The organism is Pedobacter xixiisoli (assembly GCF_900215335.1).
Lineage (GTDB): Bacteria > Bacteroidota > Bacteroidia > Sphingobacteriales > Sphingobacteriaceae > Pedobacter > Pedobacter xixiisoli.
This window is the reverse complement of sequence record NZ_OCMT01000002.1, coordinates 1,156,759-1,175,886: the sequence shown is the minus strand read 5'-3', so window position 1 is coordinate 1,175,886 and position 19,128 is coordinate 1,156,759. Positions and strand designations below refer to the sequence as shown.

At 39.5% G+C, this 19,128-nt stretch carries 14 protein-coding genes and 1 riboswitch; of the genes, 6 read left to right on the top strand and 8 right to left on the bottom strand.

From position 1 onward, the window contains the following. Nucleotides 1-261: 261 nt before the first annotated feature. Together CRO54_RS11295 and CRO54_RS11290 are read right to left on the bottom strand one after the other, a co-directional pair. A complete protein-coding gene (locus tag CRO54_RS11295; protein WP_097131995.1) occupies nucleotides 262-1,161 on the bottom strand; it encodes a helix-turn-helix domain-containing protein in 900 nt (299 codons plus the stop codon). Nucleotides 1,162-1,524: 363 nt separating this feature from the next. After that, complete coding sequence (locus CRO54_RS11290) at nucleotides 1,525-2,367, bottom strand: SDR family oxidoreductase (protein ID WP_097131993.1); 843 nt, start codon at nucleotides 2,365-2,367, stop codon at nucleotides 1,525-1,527. Between the two features lie 633 nt (nucleotides 2,368-3,000). On the opposite strand from CRO54_RS11290, the gene CRO54_RS11285 reads away from it, so the two are divergent. Further along, entirely contained in the window at nucleotides 3,001-3,735 is a 735-nt protein-coding gene (locus CRO54_RS11285; protein ID WP_097132347.1) for a DUF4184 family protein, read from the top strand. Nucleotides 3,736-3,878: 143 nt separating this feature from the next. Here the strand turns inward: CRO54_RS11285 and CRO54_RS11280 are convergent, their stop codons facing one another. The 5 genes from CRO54_RS11280 to CRO54_RS11260 form a co-directional block, all read right to left on the bottom strand. After that, complete coding sequence (locus CRO54_RS11280) at nucleotides 3,879-4,202, bottom strand: hypothetical protein (protein ID WP_097131990.1); 324 nt, start codon at nucleotides 4,200-4,202, stop codon at nucleotides 3,879-3,881. 42 nt (nucleotides 4,203-4,244) lie between these two features. Beyond that, a complete protein-coding gene (locus tag CRO54_RS11275) occupies nucleotides 4,245-4,997 on the bottom strand; it encodes a hypothetical protein (protein WP_138765809.1) in 753 nt (250 codons plus the stop codon). A gap of 11 nt (nucleotides 4,998-5,008) precedes the next feature. Further along, nucleotides 5,009-8,305 (bottom strand): TonB-dependent receptor, encoded by a 3,297-nt coding sequence (locus tag CRO54_RS11270; protein WP_171047881.1) that lies wholly within the window; start codon nucleotides 8,303-8,305, stop codon nucleotides 5,009-5,011. Between the two features lie 198 nt (nucleotides 8,306-8,503). After that, nucleotides 8,504-9,460, bottom strand: a complete 957-nt coding sequence (locus CRO54_RS11265; protein ID WP_097131984.1) for a FecR family protein — start codon at nucleotides 9,458-9,460, stop codon at nucleotides 8,504-8,506. Nucleotides 9,461-9,517: 57 nt separating this feature from the next. Beyond that, nucleotides 9,518-10,159 (bottom strand): sigma-70 family RNA polymerase sigma factor, encoded by a 642-nt coding sequence (locus tag CRO54_RS11260; protein ID WP_240775082.1) that lies wholly within the window; start codon nucleotides 10,157-10,159, stop codon nucleotides 9,518-9,520. A gap of 105 nt (nucleotides 10,160-10,264) precedes the next feature. Then, nucleotides 10,265-10,467: riboswitch (cobalamin riboswitch) on the top strand. 112 nt (nucleotides 10,468-10,579) lie between these two features. On the opposite strand from CRO54_RS11260, the gene CRO54_RS11255 reads away from it, so the two are divergent. From CRO54_RS11255 to CRO54_RS11235, 5 genes are read left to right on the top strand one after another with little or no spacing between them, the layout of a single operon-like run. After that, the gene (locus tag CRO54_RS11255; protein ID WP_097131982.1) at nucleotides 10,580-12,628 is read left to right on the top strand and encodes a TonB-dependent receptor; all 2,049 of its coding nucleotides are present in this window, start codon (nucleotides 10,580-10,582) and stop codon (nucleotides 12,626-12,628) included. Beyond that, a complete protein-coding gene (locus CRO54_RS11250; RefSeq protein WP_097131980.1) occupies nucleotides 12,625-13,770 on the top strand; it encodes a DUF5074 domain-containing protein in 1,146 nt (381 codons plus the stop codon). Before CRO54_RS11255 ends, CRO54_RS11250 begins: the two co-directional genes overlap by 4 nt. A gap of 8 nt (nucleotides 13,771-13,778) precedes the next feature. Further along, nucleotides 13,779-15,062, top strand: coding sequence for a cell surface protein (locus tag CRO54_RS11245; protein ID WP_097131978.1), 1,284 nt, complete (start codon nucleotides 13,779-13,781; stop codon nucleotides 15,060-15,062). Nucleotides 15,063-15,093: 31 nt separating this feature from the next. Then, entirely contained in the window at nucleotides 15,094-16,308 is a 1,215-nt protein-coding gene (locus tag CRO54_RS11240) for a hypothetical protein (RefSeq protein ID WP_097131976.1), read from the top strand. 12 nt (nucleotides 16,309-16,320) lie between these two features. After that, nucleotides 16,321-17,526 (top strand): hypothetical protein, encoded by a 1,206-nt coding sequence (locus CRO54_RS11235; protein WP_138765808.1) that lies wholly within the window; start codon nucleotides 16,321-16,323, stop codon nucleotides 17,524-17,526. A 116-nt stretch (nucleotides 17,527-17,642) separates the two neighbouring features. Here CRO54_RS11235 and CRO54_RS11230 read toward each other — a convergent pair whose 3' ends face one another. Beyond that, nucleotides 17,643-19,049, bottom strand: coding sequence for an alkaline phosphatase (locus CRO54_RS11230; protein WP_097131972.1), 1,407 nt, complete (start codon nucleotides 19,047-19,049; stop codon nucleotides 17,643-17,645). Nucleotides 19,050-19,128 lie beyond the last annotated feature (79 nt).

The following is a 19,128-nucleotide window of genomic DNA, read 5'->3' as shown; positions in this document are numbered from 1 at the left end:
GGCCATATTGGGCGAACATCATGTTCGCACAATATGGCCTTTTTTCTATTTAAAATTAAAGAGATTCGCATTACTGATAGGTAATGCAAACCTATTTTGTAACGTCCGCCACTAACCAACCGGATGTAGTGGCTTTATTTAAGAACTTCAATTAGCCGTTAACTTACAAAGGCCCCGATTAAATTCGGGGTCTTTGATTTAAAGGTTTTTTTTGCGCACAACTTTAGTCACTTAAACAGTTAAAAATATAACAGACTTAAATTAAGTTCGATAATATTTGGGGGCTAACTTGGTCTGCTTCTTAAAAAAGTTGGTGAAATGTGCCGGTTCTTCGAATCCTAAGGTGTAGCTAATTTCTGAAATATTCCAGTTGGTATGTTTTAGTAGGGCAATTGCTTCAGTCACTAAACGCTCAGCGATGTAAAGCGTTGTTGTTTTTCCGGTAGTAGTTTTAATGGCACGATTAAGGTGGTTGGGATGGATGTTCAGCTTTTCTGCGAAATCTTTGGCAGAACGTAGGCTGAACTTTTGCGAGCGGGTTTCAATCGGAAATTGTCGTTCTAACAATTCGTTAAATACCGCTGTGATGCGAGTATTGGCATCTACATGGCTATACAAATTTTCTGTAGGTTCTAGCTTTAGCGCACCATGAATCATTTCCATGATATAGTTGCGAATCAGGTCGAACTTAAAGGCATATTCAGAATCAATTTCTGTTAGCATTTTCTGAAAAATAAGACTGAAGTTTTGTTCCTGTTCTCTGCCAAGTACATAGGCAGGTTTTCCGTTAACGGCATACATCGGTAGGTCTTTTAGACTGCCGCGTAGGTGTTCTGAGAAGAAGGCATCCTTAAAAATGCAAAAATAACCAGTTGCATCTGGCGTAAGCGGCTCAAAAGTATAAGGCACTTGCGGGTTAAAGAACAATAAAGTAGTTCCATCTACTTCAAGGGTTTTATCGCCATAATGATACAGATGTCTTCCTCTCATTAAGGAAATTTTATAAAAATCGCGACGACTGTATTGTACGGGTGGCTTTCCTGGTGCATTGCAATCTTCTAACCTGAACACGTTAAAGTGACCCAAGTCTGAATTGATACCTTCACGTTTGACGTTGAATTTCCTATCGTAAAAATCTTCAAGGGTTTCTAGGGGTTCCATATTGTAAATTTAAAACATTTCTATTCGTAAATGAAAATAGAGGTCGGCCAATTGTTTAACTCGACCGATCTCCATTTTTAACTACTATTCAATGTGAGTTTAGGGTAGGCGTTTTGCTTTCTGGATCATCTCGAGCCTTCGTACAATTCTCCGTTCTACTAAATCGACCTTGGCTGGTGCGGTAAGTAGTAATTAGCCAAAGTAGAAACTTTAAAGCATCAGGCGCAGTCGTGGCTTTTTTGTCTACTTTTTCAGCTAAAGGAAAAAGTAGAACCCGCGGTAGCGACAGAATTGTAAATAAACCGTATTTGCTTGATCATTTGATTTTCGATATCAAGAAAGCTGGTGAAGTTACTTCAGTTTCTATTCAAATGAAGTTTGTGTAGCTAAACGCTCATAAGTTGCCATATCAGCTTGGATTAATGCTATCTTATCCTTTGCTAACTGATAAGCATCTGGACCTAAGAAGAGATTCAAGCTCGGATTTTTCATGTTCGCTACTGCAATTAGTGCTGCTGCGGCTTTTTCAGGATTTCCAGGCTGGTTGGCATTGATTTCATCTAAATGACTTTTTTGCACGGCTCTTACATTTTGATAAGCTTCAATTTCTGTTTGCGGCTTTACAATAGAACCCTCGCTAAGAAAATTGGTTCGGAAATAACCTGGCATTACCAAGGTTACCTCAATGCCAAAAGGCTTCACTTCGTGGAATAGCGATTCTGTAAGTCCACTTACAGCAAACTTAGTAGCGCAGTAAATACCGAAAGCTGGAAAGCCACCATTAAAACCACCTATAGAACTGATGTTGAAGATATGCCCGTTGTTGTTAGCTCGTAAATGTGGCAATATGTTGCGGATAACGTTCAACATACCGAAAACGTTGACTTCAAAGTTGGCTCTGCCTTCTGTATCGGTCAGTTCTTCTAAACCACCCATTAAGCCGTAACCTGCATTGTTTACCACTACATCTACAGTCCCAAAATGCGAAATAGCCGTTTGTAGTTTTTCGGCTACGTCTTTTTCATTGGTAAGGTCCATCGCCAATGGCAATAATTGTCTGCTTTTTTGACCTAGTGCTGTTTCTAAACTGTGGATATCACGTGAAGTTGCAGCTACGTTATAACCTTGGCTAAGTAATTGTTTTGCTAGGGTTAGTCCTATGCCTTTAGAAGCACCAGTAACCAACCATGTTTTTCTTTGTCTCATTTTCTTTTGATTTTTGTTGATACAAAGTTGCGCCGATTACGAACGCTGGTGTTAGCGAAGGTCAAACAGATAATTGCGAAATTCAAACATACTAAAGGTAAAGCTGTTTGGTGGCATATGCTGTAGCTATGTTTCTCTACACTTGGTTAATTAGGAAATAAACTTACGATTTGGGGCTATATCGTTTAAATTTTAGGGGTTTCCTTCGGGTCTTCTTTGGTACTTGTTCGGGAAAGCTCCCTATTATGCAAAGGTGAACAAAACATGAACCGAACATGAACCAAATAAAGTGTTATCAAAAATTGGGGTTATTTAGCGCTAATTATGCAACTGAAGACAATGAAAATTGAAAAGAAAGAAATGGGATTACAAGAGCCTGCGAGTGTTGATGCTGTTTGCTTTATCATCGTAGAATGCAATTTTTTGCGTTCATCTTCTTTGCCAGCAAATTTGTAAATTTCAAAGCCTTGTTGTATTTTGCTTTATCTAAATACCTCCAGCTCAAACCTCACGTTTTTATATTGAAGTTTTGCAAAGCCAATGGCATTTGAGTAGATAGCTGCTGTAGTGTGCAAGTATGTAAGAATTAGCGGTCAATGTAAGAGCCCAACCTTAAAACTGAGAGATAAAACAATGCCATTTACATTTTCACATCCAGCAATTGTGTTACCACTTACCTATTTTCCTAAAAAGTGGTATTCTTTGACAGGACTTGTGATCGGCAGTTTGACACCTGACTTTGAATATTTTCTAAGAATGAGAATCAAGAGCAATTACAGTCATACAGTTGAAGGACTTTTTTGGTTCGATTTGCCGCTTGGACTATTACTTGCATTTGTTTTTCACAATGTCGTTCGGAACAGTTTATTGAACAACTTACCAACAATTTTAAAAGCAAGATTTACAACATTTAAACAGGTTGATTGGAACGAATACTGTCGCAGAAATTGGTTGGTGGTGATAATTTCAATTCTAATAGGAGCAGCATCTCATATGCTCTGGGACGGTTTTACACACGATCATGGCTATTTTGTTCAGAAAATTTCAACTTTACAAAACTCGATTCACTTGCTCGGTATAGAAATTCCTATTTTAAAAATATTACAACACTTATCAACTTTAATTGGCGGACTAGTAATCGCTTTTGCGATTTATAGACTGCCCATAAACAACAGTGGAAATGGAAATTTAAACTTAAAGTATTGGATTATTGTTGTAGGAATAACTTTGACAATTATAGCAGTAAAACTTTTAACAGGACTTGAAATACGACAATATGGAAACATAATTGTAACAACCATTTCCGCATTACTCATTTCAATCATATTAGCGCCATGGCTAGCAAGAACTCTAAAATTTGAGATATAAATAGGCTTTGAAGCGTTTTAGAAAATACGACAATTGAAATTACTGCGTTGATTAAATTAACTAATTATATTTCTGAATTGAAGAACGGCGTCACCGCCAAAATTAGAAAGATTATCATCCTATTCACTCCCCACAACCCAATATTAGCCACTATACGCTAATCGCACACTTTCCATCAATACCGATAAGCTAGGTTGCTGCAACACAGCCTGTTTTTTTAGCTCCTTAAGTTTTTTGCCTAAAAACTGAACTTTAACTTCGGTGAATAGTGCTTCGTAAGCTTCAATCTGTTGGGCAAGCTCGGTGAGCAGTTTCTCGTAGGTGCTATAACTGTTTGCTAGTGCTGTACCATAGGTGGTGGCTTGCTGTAAGCATTCTTCATCTAAAGATCTTTGCTTAACAATTTGTTGTAAATTATGCAGGGCATCTGTCAAATGCGCATGCTTTGCTTTATTGATGCCCTGCATATTAATTAGTATTTCTGCTTTGTGTTAAATTAGTTTTTATTGCTATTGAAAAGTTGATACCAAATCATTTACAGCCGATAGACCAGGTTTTCCGTCTTTAGAGATTTGGATGTAGATGGCCTGCACACCACCACCTTGATACCAACCTCCATCAACAGGTAGATTTGCCTGAATATAACTGAGTTCAAAATTATTATCGACCAACCATTCTTTTGTTCCGGCCTTTAGAAGAAATACATAAAGGTCCTGGCCATTACTGTTCAAAGGAGGTATCTGTAGGAAATCGATCCATTTATTTGATTGGACATTTCTTGCCAAATAAGTTACCGCATTGATATCCCCCGAGGCATCAGCATAAACAATATCCACCGGCATGTTTACAGAACTAGCAAAATAGAAGGAAATTTGTTCCAAGTTCGCTATTGGCGCAGGATGGGTATATTTTTCCTTTATTACTTTATCTGCATAATAAAAGGTAATGTACTGCTCTGGGTTGGGCCTGTCTTGGGTGATGGTTTGGCTAAGCAGTGCTTTGCTATCGCCCTTTCTTTTAATCTCCATCAGAATTGGGGCGTCGCTATCGAATACGATTTTACCATCATATTTTGACCAAGCACTGAATTCTCGGATTTTTCTTCCGTCGAAATATTGTTCCAATGTATCACCAATTACAAAGCCTTTGATATTGAATGGCATTATTTTTTGAATGGGCTTGATGATCATCTCCCCATTCTTTTCACATGAAGTGAATAGTATAGCCAGAAATAAGACTACTAGTATATGATATTTTTTCATTTGAGCTATTTTTAAAATTTATAGGATAGGGATAAACTGTAGGTTCTGCCGATATATCTCGTAAACGACTCCCTATCGCCAATCAAGATTCCGGTTCCTTCTTCGGTATAACCTTTTTCGAATTTCTCAGAGAAGCCTGGTTTGTACTCGAAACGTTCTGCCCATTCGGCGTTCAATAAATTTTCTGTTCCAGGTTTAACCTGATAGGTATAGGCATCGTTTACAAAGAAGCGGAAAGGTGCATCGGTAAGGTTACTCATGTTCAGCTTAGCTTCCATTCTTTTACTAAGGAAACGGTAGCTCACCTGAAGATCTAGCTGGCCACGTGGACGCTCATATTCGGCCAGCATAGGTTCGCTGGAGGTAACAGAGGTTTTGTAATCCATATAGTTATAAGTGATGTTTAAACCTAGCTTATCTCCCGCATACTGCGCTCCAATATTATAAAGTAGTGGCACCTGGCCATAAAGCTGACGCGGATATTTCATATAATAATAGTAGGGCTCTGGCTTTCCTGGTTTGTCGGTATTGTACCTTATTTCCCTACCCTTAACTTCAGATTTTTGTATCGTTAGGTTTCCCATCAGATAGATATTGTTTAAAAAAGAAGTTTTTGGAAGAATAAAGTTTAGGCTCTTTCTAACTTCGAATTCCCAGCCACTCACTTTTGCCCATTCTGAATTAGATAGGGTAACGTAAGGGATACCGCTACTGCTATTATTTATCCTGTAGAATTCGGCTGGCTTATCAAAGTGCTTGTAGAAGTAGCCTACCGAAATAAGCTCTCCCGCTCCAGGGAACCATTCTATTTTGGCATCATAGTTATCTATAGAGGTAGTGGTTACGCCGTTACTACGTACTCTAGAGCCTAGATTGGGATCTACTCGCGAAAATCTGGAGTTTTCCATTAGTCCAGGTCTTACGGCAGATTTTGCATAACTGGCTCTAATATTTAAGCTTGATAGTGGGCTATAGGTAGCGTTTGCTGATGGCATGAACCTCCAGTTTTTTTCTTCGTCCAATAATAGCTTAGTATTTTGGTCAATTAGCAAACTTGCCGGGTTTTTAAGCGTGTCGAGCCTAAAGTATTCTGCTCTTGCGCCCCATACTAGCCTCAATTTGGAACCTATTTTGTTATCCAACATTAGATAACTGCCATGCGTAATGCTTTTTCCTTCAAACTCGGCGTCGGTAAACTTCGAAGTATTATAGAAAAGACTGGTCAATCTATTTTTCATATCCATATAGTTACCCCATTCTTGAATAGGTATTTCTGAATAATTGATGACCGAAGGATTGGAAACTACGATAGGCAGTACTAACCAACTATTTGAGGCACGGCGGTATTGGCTGTTGTAACCTGCTTTTAGGATATGCGAGGTATTTCCCCAACGAAAATTATAGGCAGCATTGAACATGGTTTCCGTATTAGTTTCGCGGTAGCTAAACTTGCCTCGGTGAAAAGTACCCCAACCCGGATCGCTGGCTTGTCCTGGATAATAGCTGTATAACGGTGCATAGTTGGCGTATTCTCTATTGTTAAGATTAGCGTATGTGGCATCTTTCTCTACCTGTTTAAGATAGGTTTTGGAGCCGCTCCAGTCTAAGCTAAGATTTCCGAAGCTATGCTTTCCAACCAGTTTGTTTTGTAGGATGTCGGTAAATTTGGGACGCTCATCTTCTTCTACGGTAGGGTAGGGATTGGAAGAGCTCTTAGGTCTTTCGTTATCCCAGCCCGTTAGTCGGTTAAACTCGTTGTCGAACACCCTATTGTACATGTTATAACTGTTCAATTGGTGCTTTTCGGTATTGAAGCCCACATTGAGCAAAGTAGCCAATGAGGTATTAAAGTTATAGCGGTTACCAGTGTTGACATCGGTGATATCATCTGCATCTGTTGCCCTTTGCGCCCAATCGCCACGTCGCATGTTGGCAATGTAGCTGTTGCGTTGGGTATTTCGGTAACTGGCAGAGCCTATATAGCCCAATTTGCGCACTTTGGTTTTGCTCAGTGAATAAAGCCTACCGATAGTTAACTGGTAGTTCTGCGAAGGGGCTGCCGCAAAAATACGGGCGCCCAAGCGTTCAGTGCCTCCAATGCGTTTGTTCTGTTCTGCTACTTGTGCAGCGGTAATTTTGTTTTGTGCATCAGACTTTCTAGGGTCGAAATTGGAGGTGATATCTAGGATGCCTTCTGGGTAACGGTTTCTGGTACCGTCATCAAATCCTAAGTAATCGTATTTTCCCCGTCCATAGCCCATAAAATCCTTTCCTTGTGTACGGTCGTTGATACCAATACCTGTAGAAAACGAAATGAAATTTTCCGAAGGAATAGCCTTGGTGGTAATCTGTACCAAACCACCAGCGAAACCGTAGGGCATATCTGGAGTGATAGACTTAGATACGACCACTTGATCTACCATATTGGTAGGAATCAGGTCGAATTCGAAATTACGCTGCAGCACATCGGTACTTGGGAGCACGCTACCATTGAGTGTGGCCACGTTGTAACGTTCGGCAATTCCCCTAACCACCACACGTTTACCATTGGTAGTGCTTACTCCCGTTATACGACCCAAAGTTTCTCCAACATGCCTGTCGGGGGTACGAGAGATCTGTTCTGCGGAGATACCATCGGTTAATCCGGCGGCATTTTTCTGTTGTACATAAAGTCCAGCTACGCTCTCCTTTTTATAATTTCCAGTTACGGTAACTTGTTGTAAGGCACTCGTAGAGGGATTAAGGGTCACATTCAGATTTGTTAACTGACCTTCCTTCACATTTATGTCGGTAATACGCTTAGTTTGGAAAGAAATGTAGCTTACTTCCAAGGTGTAGTTTCCTGGTTTTATGGCAATGTTATAGGTGCCATCTACACCACTTTGGATAAAGGCACCTGTTTCTACAATTTTGATACCTGCAGCGGGCAGCACCTCACCTCTATCATCCATAATTTTTCCCGAAATGCGACCAGGTTGTTGGGGTTTAGGCGCCCTTACAATGGCAATCAGATAGTTCTCGCGTACAAAGCGTAGGTTCTTTTGTCGGCAAATTTCTGTTAAAACGTCGTAAAGTGTGTTGGTTTTTCCAGTAAGATGAAATCCTGTAATATTTCCAATTTCTTGTGTGTAGGCAAAGCTAAATCCAGATTTTTTTTCTAGCGTACCCAATAATGCGCTAAGGGTGTTTGGTTTTTCATCAAGACTAATCTTGACATCCTTTAAGTTTTGAGATTTGACATCCGACGCCAAGATTACTCCCGAAAAGGTCAGGGTAACGATGGTCATCAGAAAAGTTAATCTCGTCATAGAATATAGTAGTTTAATTGCACTTCTTTTTGTAGAATTGTACATGGCTTTTTTTAAATGATTATTTTGTTAGTAGCTTGATGATTATAAAAGCTTTTGGGCGGGAGAGGTGAGATTCTTCCGCTTTGTTAGCTTCGTTAAGGGTGTTTATTCCATAGCTTTTCCTTTCTCTTGAATTAAGTTTGCTCTTTTTGCGGTCTACCAGATTTCAACCGCTCTGCCATTTATTTGATGTTTAAAATCGCCAACAATGCCCAACATTTTGAGTACGGTGCTTAGGCTTTCATTTTTCTGTTTCAAGCTAATGCGTTTGTTTTTTAGCTGCGCATTGCGGATGGTAATTTTCACATCGTACCATCTTTCTAATCGCTTGCAGATATCTTCCAACCTTTCGTCCTTAAAGATTAATTCACTTCGTTGCCAAGCGATATAATCAGCTGGGTCTACTAGATTTTGTACGGCACTAGCGTTTAATTTATCGTACAATAGTTGATGGCCGGGTGTCAATAACCACGTTTGATGTTGTCCCGCGGCCTTAACACCTACCTTCCCCGTTGCTACTACCACATTTATATTTTGGTCTGCACTGTAGTGTTTGATGTTGAACGAGGTGCCCAATACTTTGATGCTTAGCTTGCCTGTCTTAACCACAAAAGGCTTATATTTATTCTTGGCCACGTCAAAAAAGGCTTCTCCTTCTAGGTAAACCTCACGTAGGGTATCGCTAAATACTTTTGGGTATTTTATTCTGCTGTCATTGTTGAGCGTAATTACAGAACCATCACCCAGCGTAATGATTTTTCTTTCAGCTGCTCGGGTAATGGTTTCTTCTAAAATAAGTTGTTGTTCTTTTTTAGGCATGCCAATTAGCCAAATGGTGCCCGCTACAATGGTAAGCATTGCCGCTGTAGCTAAAGGAAACCAAGTTGGTAGCTTCCTGATACGCGTTTGCTGTTCCACTGGGAAAAAATGGCTGTGTAAATGCTGCTCCATTTTATCCTTAATTTGTAGCTCTTCTTGCGGGTTGCTAAAAATTTGACCATTAGAAAGGTCTAGGCTGCTAAACCAGCGAGCAAATAATTGTCTTTCCTGAAGATTTGCGTCTTTACGGAAGAGTCGCTTAAACGAGGCGTTGAGTTTTTTTCTGTTCTGCATTCATAACTATTAAACACAGATTGAAAAAAGTACCACAAAAAAATTGTTAAGCTTATGTTAAGCTTGTGTTAGCCAAATCAAAATCACCACTTGCGTAACGTTAAGGTTGTTTTGTGCAGCAGCTTCCCTAATGCGAGTAAAGGCTTTACTAATTTGATTTTTGATGGTTTGCGGAGACAGGCCTAGTTTATCTGCAATCTCTACGATAGAGTATTGTTCGCTGCGGCTCATCAGAAAAATTTCCTTCATCTTATCTGGCATCTCATCTATGGTCCGGTAAATTAACTCCACCATTTCCTCAAATTCTAATTCGTTCTCCTTGGTGGTCAGGAGGTCAAATGAACTATCCGAATCTTGCGCTTGTTGAATAAATTGCTGAAAGTTGAGGTAATGCTTCTCTTGAAACCCTTTGGTACGGAAATAATTGGAAAGCTTATAAAGCATAGCCGTACGCAAATAGTTCTTAATCGGAATATGGATAACCAGATTTTCTCGCTTATGGTAAAACTCCATAAACACATTTTGCGTTAGGTCGGCGGCATCATCTTTATCACCAAGCTTTTTGTAGGCAATGGTGTAAATATATTTCCAATAACGTTGGTACAGCTCATTAAACGCCGGATAGCTTGATTGCTTAGTCAATTCGAGCAGTTCGCTATCGGCAATTTCTTTCATTTGCTGCAAAGCTAATTCAAGCATATTAATTCTGTGTTAAGAAAAATGGTGGTATTTGTGATGTCATTATGAACTGATTTTCATTACATATCAAGAAACAAGCACACGGTTTAAAAAATAGATGCTATCTTTGCGGCATTAGATTTTGGTCCATTTCTCTAAATGATAGGAGATAATGGTTAAAAGGGAATCGGGTGTAAATCCCGGACAGGCCCGCTACTGTAAGTTCTATCTAAATCTTTGGGCACATCAACCACTGTTCTTTTTTAAGGATGGGAAGGTCGCTTAAAGATGGAACAAGTCAGGATACCTGCCAAGGTTACATAGTTTGAAACTTTCGAGGAATGGAGTTGAACAACAAGGAATTGCTCCGCTAGCAGATAGCGAGGGGCTTTTTATAATTCCGTCTGTTCCATCCTGATAAGTTTTTACCATTATTTAGTGATGTACAGAAATAAGATATCAACTTTTACACTTCTTCTATTATGGTCGCCTTTAGTACTGCTTGCGCAAGTACCGAAAGATACCGTGAAAGTATTAAAGGATGTCATCATTACTGGAAAACCGTACAGGGAAGTGATCCCTGTACAAAGCCTTTCTGGAAAGCAGTTAGAAAACTTAGCAAGCCATAATGTGGCCGACGCGTTACGGTATTTTGCAGGCACACAAATTAAAGACTATGGTGGTCTTGGTGGATTGAAAACTGTAGATGTACGCAATATGGGCACCCATCATGTAGGTGTTTTTTACGATGGTATCCAACTTGGCAATGCTCAAAATGGTGTCACAGATTTGGGTAAATATTCGCTTGACGACATGGAGGCTTTAACGATGTACAATGGTCAAAAAAGCGAAATCTTCCAGTCGGCGAAGGATTTTTCTGCTGCCTCTACCATTTACATGAGAACAAAAAAGCCGGTCTTTAAAGATGGTAAAAACACTAACTTATTGCTACGCTACAAAACCATGTCCATCAATTATCACGACCCGTCGTTTCGTTGGGAACAGCGATTGAGTGATAGTGTAAGCTTGAGTGTAAGTTCGCAGTACATCAAGTCTAATGGCGAGTACTCATTTAGGTATAAGAGAAATAACCAAGATGGCTCTTTGGCCTATGATACCACAGCTACCAGACATAACAGCGATATCGCTGCGTTAAGGGTGGAATCGGGTTTATATGGTAAAATCAAAAAAGGTTCTTGGGATGCAAAACTTTATTACTACGACTCGGACCGAGGTGCGCCTGGAGCAATTGTAGCCAATAAGTTTGCTGATGGATATAGGCAATATGACCGTAATTTCTTTGCCCAAGGATATTTGGTAAAGGATTTTTCGGATAAATTCAAATTTCAGACTAGAGCCAAATATGCTTACGATTATACGCATTATTTAGCGAGAGATACCACCAGTATATTGGGCGAAACGGTTACTGAAGGTGCTCAGTCTGACGATAGCTATTACCAACATGAGCTCTATTTTTCTACCGTAAGTATGTACAGTATTTTACCAATTTGGGATATTTCCTTAGCTGTAGATTTCCAGTACAACAAGTTAGATGCGACTAGAAAAGGTATACAAACACAGTTTTCTTATCCGCAACGCTATACAGTGTTATCTGCATTGGCAAGTTCATTTAGGCTTGGCGAGTTTAAGGTGCTGGCCAGTGTAGTTGGTACGCATGTTACCGAACAAGTGCGTTACAATGCTAAAGCGCCAGACAAAACAGAGTTTACACCTGCTATATTTTTAGGCTATCAACCATTTAAGGAAACAGATTTTAATATAAGAGCTTTTGCTAAGCGTATTTTCAGGATGCCTACGTTTAACGATCTGTATTATACCATGGTTGGTTCTAGTACATTAAGACCAGAATACATGAACCAGTACGATGTTGGTTTTACGTATAATTTCCTTTCTGAAACAGCATTTTTAAACAAATTTTCTATTCAGGCAGATGCCTATTACACGCATACTAGAGATAAAATTGTTGCCGCTCCTACCGGAAATCTTTTCCGTTGGATGATGACCAACATGGGACAAGTACGAGGTAAAGGGATAGAAACGGTACTTAATTTGGGTAAGCGCATTCAGCAACTAAACCTATCCACTAATTTGAGTTATACCTATGCGGAAAGTAAGGATTTTACCACTTTCGCAGGTTTGGCACTTTCATCTTACGGCGACCAAATTCCTTACACGCCATGGCATAGCGGTTCTGCAATTATTAACGCAGGTACCGAAACATGGAACTTTAACTACAGTTTCATTTACGTAGGTAAGCGGTACAATGGGAACGTCAATAACATTAAAGTGAACGAAGTACAGCCTTGGTACACCCACGATTTATCCGCACAGAAATCTTTCACAGTTCGTAACTATAAGTTTAAAGCTACAATAGAAGCTAATAATCTGCTCAATCAGCATTACGAAGTGATTTATAATTATCCTATGCCCGGACGTACGTTCAGGTTAATCATGAGTGTTCAGTTATGAGAAAGATATCCAATAACATATTAATCGGTTTTTGCTTAGCCCTTTGTTTTATTTCCTGCCGGAAGGACGAAACTATTTTTCTTTCTACAGCTAAGAATGTCGCCTTGCCAGTAAATGGTGGTAACATTGAAGGTTTTTACATGTTAAACGAGGGAAACATGGGCATGAACAGGGCTAGTATCGATTTGTTCAACTACCGAACTGGAACTTATACCGTAGATATTTATTCGGAACGTAATCCAACGGTGGTGAAAGAACTTGGCGATGTTGGGAACGATATCCAAATCTATGGCAATAAAGTTTATGCGGTTATCAACTGTTCTAACAAGATAGAGGTGATAGATAAATGGACGGCTAAGCGCATCAACAAAATCGACGTACCAAATTGTAGGTATATGGCTTTTCATGGAGGTAAGGCTTATGTAAGTTCTTATGCTGGTCCTGTAGCCATAGACCCCAATGCCGAAATTGGTTTTGTGGCCGAAATTGACACAGCAACCTTACAGATTAAACGTAAAGTAAATGTTGGCTACCAACCCGAACAAATGGTGGTACAGAACGGTAAATTATACGTAGCCAATTCTGGTGGTTACCGTGTGCCAAACTATGATCGAACCGTTTCGGTAATTGACCTCAACACTTTCACCGAAATCAAAAAAATTGATGTAGGTATTAATCTTTATGGGATGCAGGTAGATAGCAGGGGCGATATTTATGTGAATTCTAGAGGCGACTACTACAATACGAATTCTAATCTTTTTGTGATTGATACCAAAACCGATGAAAAGAAAAGCGTGTTGAATATGCCAGTATTGGGCATGTGCTTGGTAGATGACTTGCTTTATTTCTATAGCGTTGAGTGGAGTTACCTAACGAACAGCAACAAAATAACCTACGGCATTATGGATACCAAAACCAAAAAAGTAATCAGCAATAAAATCATTACCGATGGTACCGATAAACAAATTATGATTCCTTATGGCTTGAAGGTTAATCCAGAGACCAAAGAAATTTACCTTACCGATGCGCAAAATTATGTAGTTACGGGCTATGTGTATTGCTTCACTCCAGAAGGTAAATTAAAATGGAAAACCAGCGCAGGCAATATTCCGGCACATTTCGCTTTTATCACTAAAAACTAAAATAACGTATGTATCATAAAACTTTTATTTTTTTTAGGCCTACTTTGGTGTTATTATTGGCATTGTTGCTTATGCAATGCGCTAAAGATAAAGGTGCTGAACCTAATCCGACAGAAGAGGAAGGTACACATAAAGCAGTAAGATCTTCGGTAGTTGCCATCACTTCAAATATAGTAGCCAGTACGGAGGCCACTTATCAATGGAGTGTAAGTACTGCACCATCACAAGACTACTCGTTAACCAGTGCTAATACTAAAGAAGTTTTGTTCGCTGCAGCAGAAGTTGGTGTGTATGAACTAACTGTCGTAGTAACTGACAAAGGAAATACGCAGATACAAAAAGTGAAGGTTTCGGTAACTAAAGAAACCAGCGAATACAAAACCTATATCAATAAGGTATTTGAATTTAGACCTGCTCCAGGGCAGTTTATTAATGATTTGCCTTCTGCTAATGATGGCGATACCTACGATAGGATATTGACTAGAGCGAACACTTATCTGGCTAAAAAAAGTGGAGATTTATTATCTCTAGGTGCATTTGGCGGTTACATTGTGTTCGGTTTCGACCATACCATTCTGAATGTAAAAGGCAAGCGTGATTTTAGGGTACTAGGTAATGCTTTTTGGGCACAGGCCAATCCTAATCCAGATGCTACTATGCGTGGTGGAAGTAGCGAAGCTGGTGTAATTATGGTTTCTTACGATAAAAATAAAAATGGTTTGCCAGATGATGAATGGTATGAAATAGAAGGCGCTGGACATAACATGGCAAAAACCGTTCATAACTATGAAATCACTTATTACCGACCAGACCCAAATAAAGTTCCTGTGCCAGGAAGTGCTACAGGCACCGTGGGTTTTGTTGATATGGAATATATCTATTGGAAAGATAATCAAGGTAAAGATGGCTATCTGATCCAAAATAACGCTTACAACCATTCCTTAGATTATTGGCCAAAGTGGCTCAAAGACCAACCTAGCATTACTTTTAAAGGTACCAGATTACCCGACAACGCTGTTGATGAAAGCGGGAATGGCAGCTATTTTGTACAATACGCATTTCTTTATGGTTATGCAGATAATGCACCTAATACCGACGATGATTCGGCAATTGACATTGATTGGGCAATTGATAAGAACGGGAATAAGGTACAGTTGCCAGGTATCGATTTCGTAAAAGTTTACAATGGCCTAAATCAACAAGCTGGTTGGCTCGGCGAAACTTCGACCGAAATTATGGGTGCTACCGATTTGCACTTGCTAAAAGAAAATATCCCCACTAGAATTAAATAAACGCACATACAAATCTAATTCGTAATCAATAATGAAACAGAATTTTACCCACTTAACCGTGCTGGTACTGGCATTGCTATTTACTAGTTGCAGTAAAGACAAAGACGAGAGCAGCCCCATCGAAATTGCACTTCAAGATAAATATGAAGTAGCCACATTTGCCGTATTGAACATTAACGCATCTGCAAATGCAAACAACCCTACCTACGAGTGGATAATGACTAAAAATCCGGTAGACAATACTATCGATTCTCTGATGGGAACGACCAAAGACCTTAGGTTTATTACGGCCTACCCTGGTGCTTATGAGTTAACCTTGAATGTAAAAGAAGGAACCAAAATTTCGAGCAAAAAAACGATGGTTAACGTTACAAATGAGGCAGCCAACTTCAATCCTTACATTACCAGTATTTTCGATTTTAGTCCTGCGCCAGGCATGTTCGCTAATGAACTTTTCAAAACAGGAAATACTAAGGTAGATGTCATGAAAACGGCTTTGGGCAGAATTAATGAGACTAGCGTTGGTTATCAATTAGATTTGGGAGGTTTTGGAGGTTCGATCGTGGTAGGTTTTGACCATACGGTTATTAATGTAGCTGGACAAAAAGACCTTAGGCTATATGGAGGCATTTTAACCGACAAGGCTAATCCACCTGCGCCAGGGTTGATTTATGTGGCATATGATAAGAACAAGAACGGAAAACCAGATGAAGATGAATGGTATGAAATTATTGGAAGTCTACATGCTAAAAGCACTACCATAAAAGGTTTTAAGATTACCTATCATAAACCAGCAAACGGAAAACCCTTAGTTGCAGCTGGTCCTAATGACCCTTTCGTCGACCGTGAGCATATCTTCTGTGAAAATAATCAGGGAGCATCTTATTATCTGCCTAGACCGAAAGTTAAAAAGGAGTTTTTCCCAGCATGGCTATCTGAAACAAGTGTTGTTTTTGAGGGCATCAAATTCAATGTGAATTTTGCACCTGCACGTGCTAACCAGACCACACTTTTTAATTTTGATATTCCCGAATGGGGCTATGTAAATGCCGCTGATCCAGATATTGATTTAGATTGGGCAGTTGATAAAAACGGAAATAAAGCAAATCTTCCAGGGATAGATTTCATCAAAATTGTGAATTGTGTAAGCGAACCGATGGGGCTTTGCCAACAGCAATCATCTATGGCGACCAGATTTGCTGGCGCTGCAGATTTACACCTATTGAAAAAATATAACCTTAGATAATTGAGCTTACAGATGAAAAATTGTATATCATATTTCTTTAGCATATTGGCGCTGACTACTTTTTTTTCTTGTAGTAAAGATGATAGTGGAAATGAACCAACGCCAGTTCCAGAACAAACAATGAGTATTAAACTGGCAGCATCATTTACAACGGCTAGGTTCAATGTCGTGGAAATTAATCCGGAAGTGCTTATCGAGAATAATAAAGGCCTTGTTGCCAAATACAGATGGACAGCAAAAGTAACCAATCAAAGTGGTGTAGTAGAAGAGGTTGTAGTCGGTGATACAAAAACTTTGAGCTTTATTATGCCCAAAGCTGCAACTTATCCCTTAGAATTAACGGTAACCTCTGGCGAACTGGTCAAAAAAGCAACAACCACAGTGGTGGTTTCAGAAACGGGAAAAACGTATGGAGCAACCGCACTTTCTCTAATTGACTATGTACCTTCACCTTGTTTCAATATGAATAACTTCAGTTTTACTTCAAAGGCAGAGGTATTGGAAGAAGTGAAAACGACACTTAATAATGGCGAAGCAGTGCCTTTGGGAACTTTTGGAGGTTACATTGTGCTTGGCTTCGACCATACGGTAATCAACACTTATAATAAACGTGATTTTACCGTCCAGATGCAGATGGCAAGTGGCTCGATAAAATACACACCAGCCAGTATTTTTGTGGCTTATGATGCCAATAAAAACGGTATTGCCGATGAAAATGAGTGGTTTGAAATTGCAGGCAGTGAGCATCATAAGTCTACTACGATAAAAGATTACGAAATGACTTACTATAAACCCGCTACCGACAAAGTAGCGACGCCAGGTACAAAGTCTTGGCAGTTTGACACCAGTTATCTCAAATGGACGGATAATAAAAATGGTACAGCTCACCTTACCAAAACTGATAAATGGAAGCGATATAACTATTATCCTGCTTGGATGTCAAATACTTATACCTTGAAAGGTACCAAACTATATCTTCCTATTAAAGATGTAAGCGATGGAGAAGGAACGACTTTTAACGTTGGTACTTTTGAATGGGGCTACGGCGGAATAAAAGACCCGTCGATAGACATTAGTTGGGCGGTAGATAAAACAGGCAAGAAAGTTCACTTGCCAGGAATAGATTTTGTAAAAGTATATGTTTCAACTTTTGCAGCAATTGGTAATTCGGATTTATTGACCAATTCTTTAGAGTTTGTTCAAGATTTGAACTTATAGTAATTCAAATAATCTGCATATTTTGGCTGCGAAACTGATGTTTCAAAAGTCATATAACGTAAAAAAGCATCTTATTGAGATGCTTTTTTACGTTATTGATTTTAATATTGTTATTGTTAGACTTTCAGTCCGGTAGCGTTAAGCATCAGGTTGTGTAGTTCTGTGTTGCGTACAAAAGGTTCCATTAATTCACTCCCTGGTCCATACGCTGCTAATTCCACATAATCTGCCGAGTGGTCCATCGAGCCCCAGTACACAGAAGTATAATTGCTTTGTATTTTCCCCAGTAGCTCAAAGGGCAGTTTTCTGGCATTGTATAAGCCTCCTCCATCAAGTTTTTGGTAATGTGACAATAGGTCTTTTGCTTGTTCGTTTGAAATGGCATAACCTTGTCCATGCTGAATCATTTCTATAAGGCTCGCAGGACTAGTGTTGGGTTTAACTTCGTTTAATATCCACTCGTTACTATGTTTAAATTTCTGGAATAGGTCAAACTTCTGGTCGCTGTTGTCTTCTCCAAATAAACCAGGGTTGCCATTACCATGGTCGGTAGTCACAATCACTAAGGTGTTTTTGTCTTTTTCTGCAAACTCGATGGCTTTTTCTACCGCTTGGTCAAATGCAATTTGGTCAAAAAGTAAGCCTGAGGTATCATTTGAATGAGCCGCCCAATCTACCTTTCCGCCTTCTACCTGTAAAACAAATCCATTGGGATGGTCTTTCATCAGCTCTATGGTCTTCACGGTCATTTCAGAGAGTGTTGGCACAAGTTCTTGATGGTTTTTATCGTGTAGTTGGTCTATGGTAAATGGAAGGGCGTCATTGCCAAATACTCCCAATATAGGTTTTTGGTTTTTGGCCGATAACATTTGTGCCTTTGTTTTAGCAATTTGGTAGCTCGCTTTTTCAAACTTAGCATACACATCTACTTTGTCGCTCCTTTTGGTAGGATTAAAGTATTTGTCGCCACCACCCATCATCACATCGAATTGGAGCGGAAGGTATTGAAGTGCTATTTCTGCTTGGCTATTTCTGGATTTGTTGCATATACAAAACCCAGCTGGAGTAGCATGTGTAATAGGTACGGTGGTTACACAGCCCACTTTTTTGCCTGCATTTTTAAATTTCTGTAAAATTGGTGTATTGTGCGAACCATCCGCATTTACATTTAGGCTGCCATTATTTACCCTTTTTCCTCCTCCCCAAGCAGAACTTGAAGCGGCCGAATCGGTTACCATCGAATCTGCAGAAGCGGTATCCATAAATGCCCTAACCGCTTTTTTTTCACGGTAGAGCGATATCCATCTGCTTTCACGGCCGTACATTCTGTTAGATAGCAAGTTGGCCATGGTAAGTGTGCCACTGCTCATTCCATCGCTCACTAAAAAGATGATATTTTTTGCTGTGCCTATGGTATCCTTATTACTAGGTGTAAATAGTTGCCCAAAAGTTTCCGTAGTACCTACCAGCGAAATGCCTAAAGCAGAAAGTGTCCCGTTTTTGATGAAATCTCTTCTAATCATGGCTCAAAATTAACTTTCAGATATTAATTGGATATTAACTCGAGCCTTTGCAAGTATTAATTTTAAGAGCGGTAATATC